Source organism: Colwellia sp. 75C3, assembly GCF_002836255.1.
GTDB lineage: Bacteria > Pseudomonadota > Gammaproteobacteria > Enterobacterales > Alteromonadaceae > Colwellia.
In genome coordinates this window covers 1-7,913 of record NZ_PJAU01000043.1, presented here as the reverse complement: position 1 = coordinate 7,913, position 7,913 = coordinate 1, and the positions used below count along the sequence as shown (strand labels likewise).

Below are 7,913 nucleotides of genomic sequence, written 5' to 3'. Positions count from 1 at the left end.
AGTCAATTGATGGAAGTGCGAATGTTCACACTGACGGCTCAACAGCTTATAACAAGCTCAAAGAAAAAGGATATGATCATCGGCGAACGGTTCATCTTGGTTCAGATATTCAGGCTCATGATTCCATGCCTGGCGTTCATCGAGTTGCAGCTCTTCTTCAGCGATGGCTGCTAGGGACTCACCATGGTGCTATACAGCCCAAACAACTCGATTATTACTTAGATGAATTTGTCTTTCGCTTTAATCGGCGAACTTCAAAGTCACGAGGGTTGCTATTTTATAGGTTGCTTCAACAGGCGGTGGTGACTCGTCCAGTTACGTACAAAAATGTCATAGATAATAGAGAAGAATAAGACAAAGCATTGCCTATGGAGCTAAAGGGATACCCCTTATGTATATACAGTCTGTTTTGAGGTTTTTATGTCTTCGCCTTTTTTAAAGCATATTACGGAGCAAATGCGCTTAAAGCGCTATGCAAAAAGAACGATAGAAAGCTATGTCTATTGGATTAAAGCGTTTATAAATTTTAATGGTCAGCGCCACCCAATAAAATGTCATGACGTAGAAGTAGAGCAATTCCTTTCACATTTAACAAACAAACTTAATGTCGCACCAAGAACCCAAGGTGTAGCATTAAATTCCTTAGTTTTTTTGTATAAAGGTATTCTGTTAAAGCCATTAACCCTAGAGCTTAATTTTAATAAGTCAAAGCAGGCGACTAAGTTACCGGTAGTATTAACCCAAGCAGAGGTGAGCGCGTTATTAGCTAAAATATCAAATAACCATAGTCTGCCTTGTCAATTAATGTACGGTAGCGGATTACGTTTAATGGAAGTTGTTCGCTTAAGAGTACAGGACATTGACTTTGCTTTTCATGCCATTCAAGTATGGCAAGGGAAGGGTGGTAAAAATAGGCGTGTTACTTTAGCGAAAGAGTTATGTGAGTCGCTAAAATTTCAAATAACGTTAGTGAATTATTATTATCAACAAGACCAACTTAATCCAAGTTATAAAGGTGTATGGCTGCCTTATGCGTTAGCGAGGAAAAATCCAAACGCGAGCAAAGATATTCTGTGGCATTACCTTTTCCCTTCTAGTCGTTTAAGTGAAGATCCCGAAACCGGCTTTACTCGTCGACATCATATCAATGAAACAACATTACGAAAATCCGTGAAGATGGCTGCATTAAACGCGGACATAGCAAAAAATGTCACGTGTCATACATTACGACACTCCTTTGCTACGCATTTATTGCAGCGGGGAGCTGATATCAACGGTGCAGGAGCAACTGGGGCATACTGACATTCGTACCACACAAATATATACCCATGTTATTGAACATGGCGCGAATGGTGTGCGAAGTCCGTTATCAGACATACTCTAAATAGTATTGTTTGGAATATAAATAAGTAGAATAAAAAATCCGCACAGTTACTACTATATAGTCAACGGTGTGCGGATTTTATTTATTGAAAAACGCTTAATGCAAAATATTTAACGATTTTCTTATTTAGAGGCTAGCTAGGTGCTAGTCATGTATTCGTTAGGCTTTCTTAGTTGTGATGTAGTCATTAACTAAGTCGGCTAAAACGTTAAGTGGTACAGGTCCATTTTTTAAGACAATATCGTGAAATTCACGAATATCAAACTTATCGCCTAACTGAACTTTAGCATGTTCACGTAATTCAATGATTTTGTTCATACCAATTTTGTAAGCTGTCGCTTGTGATGGCATGACCACGTGACGTTCCACCATTTTAACTGCGTCAGATAGCGCATTAGGCGTATTAGTGGCGTAGTATTCTATTCCTTGTTTACGTGTCCATTGTTTAGTGTGAATACCGGTATCAACGACTAAACGACATGCTCGCCATAATTCCATCGCTAAGCGGCCAAAGTCAGAATATGGGTCTTGGTATAAGCCAATCTCTTTTGGGATCATCTCTGAATAAAGACCCCAACCTTCGGTGTGGGCCGTATAGCCGCCAAACTTACGGAACATCGGAATGCCCGTTAATTCTTGTTTGATTGCTAACTGCATGTGATGACCAGGAATACCTTCATGATAGGCTAAAGCCGCCATTTGATAACTAGGCATAGCTTCCATGTCATAAAGGTTCGCATAATAAGTACCTGGGCGAGAGCCATCTGGAGCAGGGCTTTCATAAAAGGCTTTTCCGGCAGATTTCTCTCTGAATGCTTCAACAGCTTTAACTTTTAACTCTGCTTTTGGTTTGGTTAAAAATAAGCTATCTAAACGACCTTCCATATCATCGATAAGTGCTACGGCTTCATCTAAATAACGCTGTTTGCCTTCAGCATTCGCTGGGTAGTAAAACTGCTTGTCATTACGCATGAAGTCGAAAAAGTCGTTAAGGCTACCGTCAAAGCCAACTTTTTCTTGGATGATACGCATTTCACTATGGATACGAGATACTTCACTTAAGCCAAGTTGATGAATTTGCTCAGAAGTTAAATCAGTTGTGGTGGTGCGTTTTAAAGCATTATTGAAAAATGCTTTACCGTCAGGGAACTTCCAAGCACCATCGCGTGTGTCTGCTTTTTTCTCAAGTGCTGTTAAGTAAGTCACTAATTGTTCGTAACCTGGCTTTAAGCTGTTTATAAGTGCTGCTTTTACATCAGTAATTAAGACTGATTTTTCTGTATCTGAGATGCTAAGTTTATCGACCTTACGGCTGAAATCAGAAAAAATAGTACTGTTTGGAGCATCGTCAAATGGTGCGCCTACTAGAATGTTTTTTGAGTCTCTAAGTACATGAGGAAAAACAAATTTAGGAGCTATAATACCTTTTTCTTCGCGTAATTTAAGTTGCACAACGAGCTGCGCTAGTAATTTTTGAGCACCGTGAACACGGGCAATATAATCTTGTGCTTCTTTAACGTTACTGATTGAGTGTTGGTTAATTAAAAATGCAGGTATTTGTGAGTGTGTACCGTACATTTGGTTAACAGGGTAACTATGAAAACGCCACTTATAATCTGCAATATGATTTTCTAAGTTTTGAATGAATAAGCTATGGCTTATTTGAGTTTGTGCATCAAGGGTATTAACGTCAATACTTTGAATTCGTACTAAATCTTCTTTGGCAATGGCGAGTTCTTTTGCTGCGTTGTCTTCTGAAATATCATGCCATTTATCGTAATCTGTTTTAATCCCTAAATAAGTTTGTCTAACCGGGTTACGTTGAACCCCTTCTTTAAAAATAGTATCAAATAATGCATTGGCTTGCTCTGAGGCTGTTGTTGTATTAACAGTCGCTTCATTAGCGGGGGCGGTTGATTGTTTGTTATTTTGAGGTGTAGCTTTATCTTCTGAGCAAGCACTAAGCAAAGCCGCTGCGACAGCAACGACCAATAGGGATCTTTTAAATGTCATAATTTTCTCATCTGATTCACATTATCTCTAGTGTGCCTCAATGCACGTAGCTAATTCAATGAAAGCTCGACAGATTGTTATAAAATTACGACCAACAGGTTTTGTGAATCGGTAAAAAGAAGTAAACTGAGTTATATCATTTAATCCAAGCGACCATGGAAACCCAGTAAATGAAATTTACCGTTGGCTTTCGAAAAGTAAAACATGAAGACATAGACTTTTTGTTGGAGTTGCGCAGAAAAACAATGACTCAGCATTTGCTTGCGGCAGGTATTCGTATGACTGACGAGCAACACTTAGAACGAATCAAAGAACACTTTTATGAAAGTCATATTATTTTAGCTGATCGTAAACCTATCGGCTTAGTGAAAATGGGTGTTGTTGCGCTTAATAATACCCACAAAAGCTTACACATTAGGCAGATTCAAATTATGCCTAAATATCAGGGTAAAGGTATTGGCAGTAAGGTCATTACGGTGGTAAAAAAACGTGCATTACAGTTATGCTTACCGATCACGTTAAATGTGTTATTGAAAAATCCTGCTCGAGGTTTGTACTTGCGCCACGGGTTTCAAGTAGAGAAGAAAAGCCGCTTGGAATATCTATTACGTTGTCCGTTAGAAGTGATTGCCGCTTAGCGCATTCATTTGAACTTGCCAGCGACAATCATTATTTTCGTATTCAGTAATTACTAACTAAATGTGCTTAGTAAATAAGGCCGTTACGTTTTACTTTGTTCGGGTCAATACGTGATGGCGTAATAGAACCATCAACTAATGGTGTAGTCGCTATTGCGAGCATTTTTATTACTTGCAACATTGATGGTAAGTTCAAGCTATTAATGTCATCAGTTACTTGATGGTAATGTTGGTCTTTATCAAGCTGCGTACTACTGAAACTGTGAGCCGGTACACCCAATCTTGCTAACGTTGCGTTATCTGAACGATAGAATAAGTTTTGCTTAGGGTAAGGGTCAGCATAAACCTTAAGGTTTTGTGGTGCTAATGCTTGGTTTAGTTGTTCACCTAGATTTGAACGATCCATACCCGTCATCCAAACAGTGCCTTCACCAAACAGAGCGGGTTTACCGATCATTTCAATGTTAATCATGGCTGTTATGGCTGTTGGTTCTACATGAGTAGAAAAATGACGAGAGCCAAAACCACCAATTTCTTCGGCGCTAAAGGCAGTAAACATTAAGGTTCTTTCGTTATTATCCATTTTAGCAAAGTGATTCGCTAAGTTGATAATAGCTGAAACGCCTGACGCATCATCATCGGCACCATTGAAAATTTCACTGGTTTTTGCTGCTTTACTACTAGGTGTTGCATCAAGGCTAGGTTTAACACCTAAATGATCATAATGAGCTGAGTAAAGTACAATTTCGTTAGCTTTACTTTTACCCGGTAAAATACCTACCACATTACTTAAGATTGTGTCGGTAACCTTTGCGTTGCCTTTGACGCTAAACGTTTTCACTTTGCTAATGTCAGTTAATGCCATCACGATAACGCCACCATGTTCAGTGGCCTTTTTGTTAACGAGTTTAGTTAAGCCTTGATCAAAGTAACTTTGATAGCGTTTAAAGCTTTCTTCGTGACTTGGGTGAAGTAAAACTAAATGCTGACCGCCTTGGTTATTTAACTCACGCAGTGATTTACGCATATTGTCGTCTTCACTAATCATTACAATATTTACAGGGTGACTAGTGATTGATTGGTTGCTGTTCTGAGCACTATTGTTCCATGAAAAATCAGTTTTTGTTGTTGCCATCGATAACGATTCGTTTGGAATTTCTTGGCCATTTATTTCAACTGTAAGCGTATCAGGCGTGATTCGTTGTACCGAATAGTGTTGTTTAAACTTGGGAGCGCTCTGTGCTGGCGTAAGGCCTACTTCGTTAAAACGCTTAGCAATAAAGTCAGCAGCTTGGCGGATATCAAGGGTAAAGTTATCTCTACCTTTCAATTCGTCACTGGCTAAGTAGGTAACATCTTTAGTAATTTGCTCTAAAGTAATGGTGTTATCAATAGTCGCAACGGTATTTAGTTTAGCATCGTCAATTACGTTAGATTTTTCACTATCGAGGCCTAAGTCCACATTGCTACAACTTGTTAAAGACAAGCTGGCTAGGGCTATTAATGTTAGTGATGTTGCCAATGCGACGGGTTTTAATCGTTTGTTAGTTATTTTATTCGCTGTTTTAGTCATTTTTTGTCCTGAAGGGCAGGCCTCTTACTTGAGTTTTGTCGTTTCAATTAATAAAGTTTCGTCACCTGACGTTAACCATAATTGACCGTCTTGGATGCTGCACTGAAACTCCATATTTCGGGTAAGTAACTTAACTAATGCATCACAAGTGCTGGTGTCGAATTGTTCTATGGTTAGGCGCTCAAATTTATTGAGGTTTTGTTCAGCTTGAGACCACCAGGTATTTACGCTACTACCGTAACAATAAAGCTTTACAGCTTTGGCTTGGTTACAGGCTTTTTTGAGGCGTTTTTCATCTAACTGGCCAAGCTCAATCCACAGGTTTATTTCACTGCTGTAATTTATTTGCCAAATAGCGGCTTCACTTTCATCACTAACGCCTTTACCAAACTGTAGATCTTCGTGGGCATTAAGAATATAGGCAATTAAACGTACCATTAATCGCTGTGGTGTTTCTGATGGGTGTTGAGCAACGGTAAGTTGCAAGCTGTCGTAATAATTACGATCCATATCGGCTAGTTCGATATTGGCTTTGTATATAGTTGCTTTAAGGGCCATGTGGTCTTAGAGGTGATAAATAGTGGCGGTATCATAACAGCATGCCGCTAACTTGCAAAAGCTTGCAAAAATAAAGTAATCAGATTGATATATGTCGACTGTAAAGTAATAGTAAATGGATTATTTTATTGGTCACTTAGAACTACATTAGCGAGCTTGAAACAAGAAAAATTAGTTAAACATAGTTTTCCTATATTTAATTCGTTTTGTGATGTTCTTAGTTTGCCAATGAGTTCCCAAAGGACGAGTTTAAAAGGCTTACATACGGCGTTATTGATTTTGACAAGGGCGCGACATGGACGTAGCTTATTAGAGAATGCAGGAGCACATTCTCCTGAAAACCATTCGCTTCAATCAATGCCTTGTCTCTAAGTCTTTTAATTCTCGCTCAGTGATAAATAAATTAGTTCGATTGGTATAAGTAGTATTGATCAAATGAATAACTAGGATAATGGTAATTAATTCTACTTATGATGAGATTTAAAGCATGATAAAGTCTCTGAAATAATACGGATTATTTTATCCTTCATTCTGTAAGAGGCTTACATGACAATTCAATCTTTTTTTCCGCCACAGCGTACTTTGATGGGACCGGGTCCATCAGATGTTAGTCCTCGTGTTTTATCTGCTTTAGCTAGGCCGACCATAGGGCACCTAGACCCTTGTTTTGTTGCCATGATGGATGAAGTGAAAGAGTTACTACAATATGCTTTTCAAACTAAAAACAAATTTACTATGGCGGTTTCCGCTCCAGGCTCTGCAGGCATGGAAGCGTGTTTTGTTAATTTAATCACCCCAAGCGATACCGTGGTTGTTTGTGTTAACGGTGTCTTTGGTATGCGTATGATTGAAAATGTAAAACGTATTGGTGCCAAATTAGTGGCTGTTGAGGGGGAATGGGGTAGAGCAGTTGACCCTAAAACGTTGGAAGATGCACTTAAAGCAAACCCACAAGCGAACTTTGTTGCCTTTGTTCATGCGGAAACGTCCACCGGGGCGTTGTCAGATGCGAAAACTTTATGTGCTATCGCTAAGCAACATGACTGTTTAACTATTGTTGATGCAGTAACTTCACTGGGCGGCGTTGAGTTGCGTGTTGATGAATGGCAAATTGATGCGGTGTATTCAGGAAGCCAGAAATGTCTGTCTTGTGTACCTGGTTTATCACCGGTAAGTTTTAGTGATAAAGCGGCTGAAGTTATTCAAAATCGAGGCGTTGCGGTACAAAGTTGGTTCTTAGATCAAACGCTTGTTATGGGCTATTGGTCAGGAGAAGGTAAACGCAGCTATCATCATACCGCACCAGTTAACTCTTTATATGCCTTACATGAATCATTAGTCATGTTGCAAAATGAAGGCTTAGAAAATAGCTGGGCTCGACATAAAACCATGCATGATAAATTAAGTATCGGTTTACGTGATTTAGGATTAGATTTTATTGTGCCAGCAGATGAGCGGTTACCGCAGCTTAATGCCGTATATATCCCTGAAGGTATTGATGATGTAAAAGTTCGACAGTTTTTATTAAACGAATATAACTTAGAAATTGGCGCAGGTTTAGGTGCTTTCGCTGGAAAAGCATGGCGTATAGGGTTGATGGGTTATGCCGCGCGAAATGAAAATGTCACCCTGTGTTTAGCGGCATTGAAAGAAGCTTTGCAACAGTAGCAGCAACGGAAAACAGTGAAAATAAAGGTGTAATACCAAGTACATTAATTAATTGACCACTTAGCGAGAATTAAAAGGT

At 39.1% G+C, this 7,913-nt stretch carries 6 protein-coding genes and 1 pseudogene; 4 read left to right on the top strand and 3 right to left on the bottom strand.

The window, feature by feature from the left end; genetic code table 11:
* Both CXF85_RS09320 and CXF85_RS09315 read left to right on the top strand, forming a co-directional pair.
* On the top strand, nt 1-353 hold a 353-nt coding region (locus CXF85_RS09320), incomplete at its 5' end, for an IS1595 family transposase (protein ID WP_157829057.1).
* A 67-nt stretch (nt 354-420) separates the two neighbouring features.
* Nucleotides 421-1,384, top strand: a pseudogene (locus tag CXF85_RS09315) (integron integrase).
* A 159-nt stretch (nt 1,385-1,543) separates the two neighbouring features.
* Here CXF85_RS09315 and CXF85_RS09310 read toward each other — a convergent pair.
* Entirely contained in the window at nt 1,544-3,397 is a 1,854-nt protein-coding gene (locus CXF85_RS09310) for a DUF885 domain-containing protein (RefSeq protein WP_101228258.1), read from the bottom strand.
* 170 nt (nt 3,398-3,567) lie between these two features.
* On the opposite strand from CXF85_RS09310, the gene CXF85_RS09305 reads away from it, so the two are divergent.
* Complete coding sequence (locus CXF85_RS09305; protein WP_101228257.1) at nt 3,568-4,035, top strand: GNAT family N-acetyltransferase; 468 nt, start codon at nt 3,568-3,570, stop codon at nt 4,033-4,035.
* A gap of 67 nt (nt 4,036-4,102) precedes the next feature.
* Here CXF85_RS09305 and CXF85_RS09300 read toward each other — a convergent pair whose 3' ends face one another.
* Together CXF85_RS09300 and CXF85_RS09295 are read right to left on the bottom strand one after the other, a co-directional pair.
* Nucleotides 4,103-5,608, bottom strand: a complete 1,506-nt coding sequence (locus CXF85_RS09300) for a M28 family peptidase (protein WP_101228256.1) — start codon at nt 5,606-5,608, stop codon at nt 4,103-4,105.
* Between the two features lie 24 nt (nt 5,609-5,632).
* Nucleotides 5,633-6,166 (bottom strand): YaeQ family protein, encoded by a 534-nt coding sequence (locus CXF85_RS09295; protein WP_101228255.1) that lies wholly within the window; start codon nt 6,164-6,166, stop codon nt 5,633-5,635.
* Nucleotides 6,167-6,712: 546 nt separating this feature from the next.
* Here CXF85_RS09295 and CXF85_RS09290 point away from each other — a divergent pair.
* The gene (locus tag CXF85_RS09290) at nt 6,713-7,834 is read left to right on the top strand and encodes a pyridoxal-phosphate-dependent aminotransferase family protein (RefSeq protein WP_101228254.1); all 1,122 of its coding nucleotides are present in this window, start codon (nt 6,713-6,715) and stop codon (nt 7,832-7,834) included.
* The last annotated feature ends 79 nt before the right edge of the window (nt 7,835-7,913 follow it).

Bases quoted from the DNA above. Each gene is read 5' to 3' on its own strand.
- CXF85_RS09290 (WP_101228254.1), top strand. From the start codon at position 6,713: ATGACAATTCAATCTTTTTTTCCGCCACAGCGTACTTTGATGGGACCG.
- CXF85_RS09300 (WP_101228256.1), bottom strand. From the start codon at position 5,608: ATGACTAAAACAGCGAATAAAATAACTAACAAACGATTAAAACCCGTC.
- CXF85_RS09305 (WP_101228257.1), top strand. From the start codon at position 3,568: ATGAAATTTACCGTTGGCTTTCGAAAAGTAAAACATGAAGACATAGAC.
- CXF85_RS09295 (WP_101228255.1), bottom strand. From the start codon at position 6,166: ATGGCCCTTAAAGCAACTATATACAAAGCCAATATCGAACTAGCCGAT.
- CXF85_RS09310 (WP_101228258.1), bottom strand. From the start codon at position 3,397: ATGACATTTAAAAGATCCCTATTGGTCGTTGCTGTCGCAGCGGCTTTG.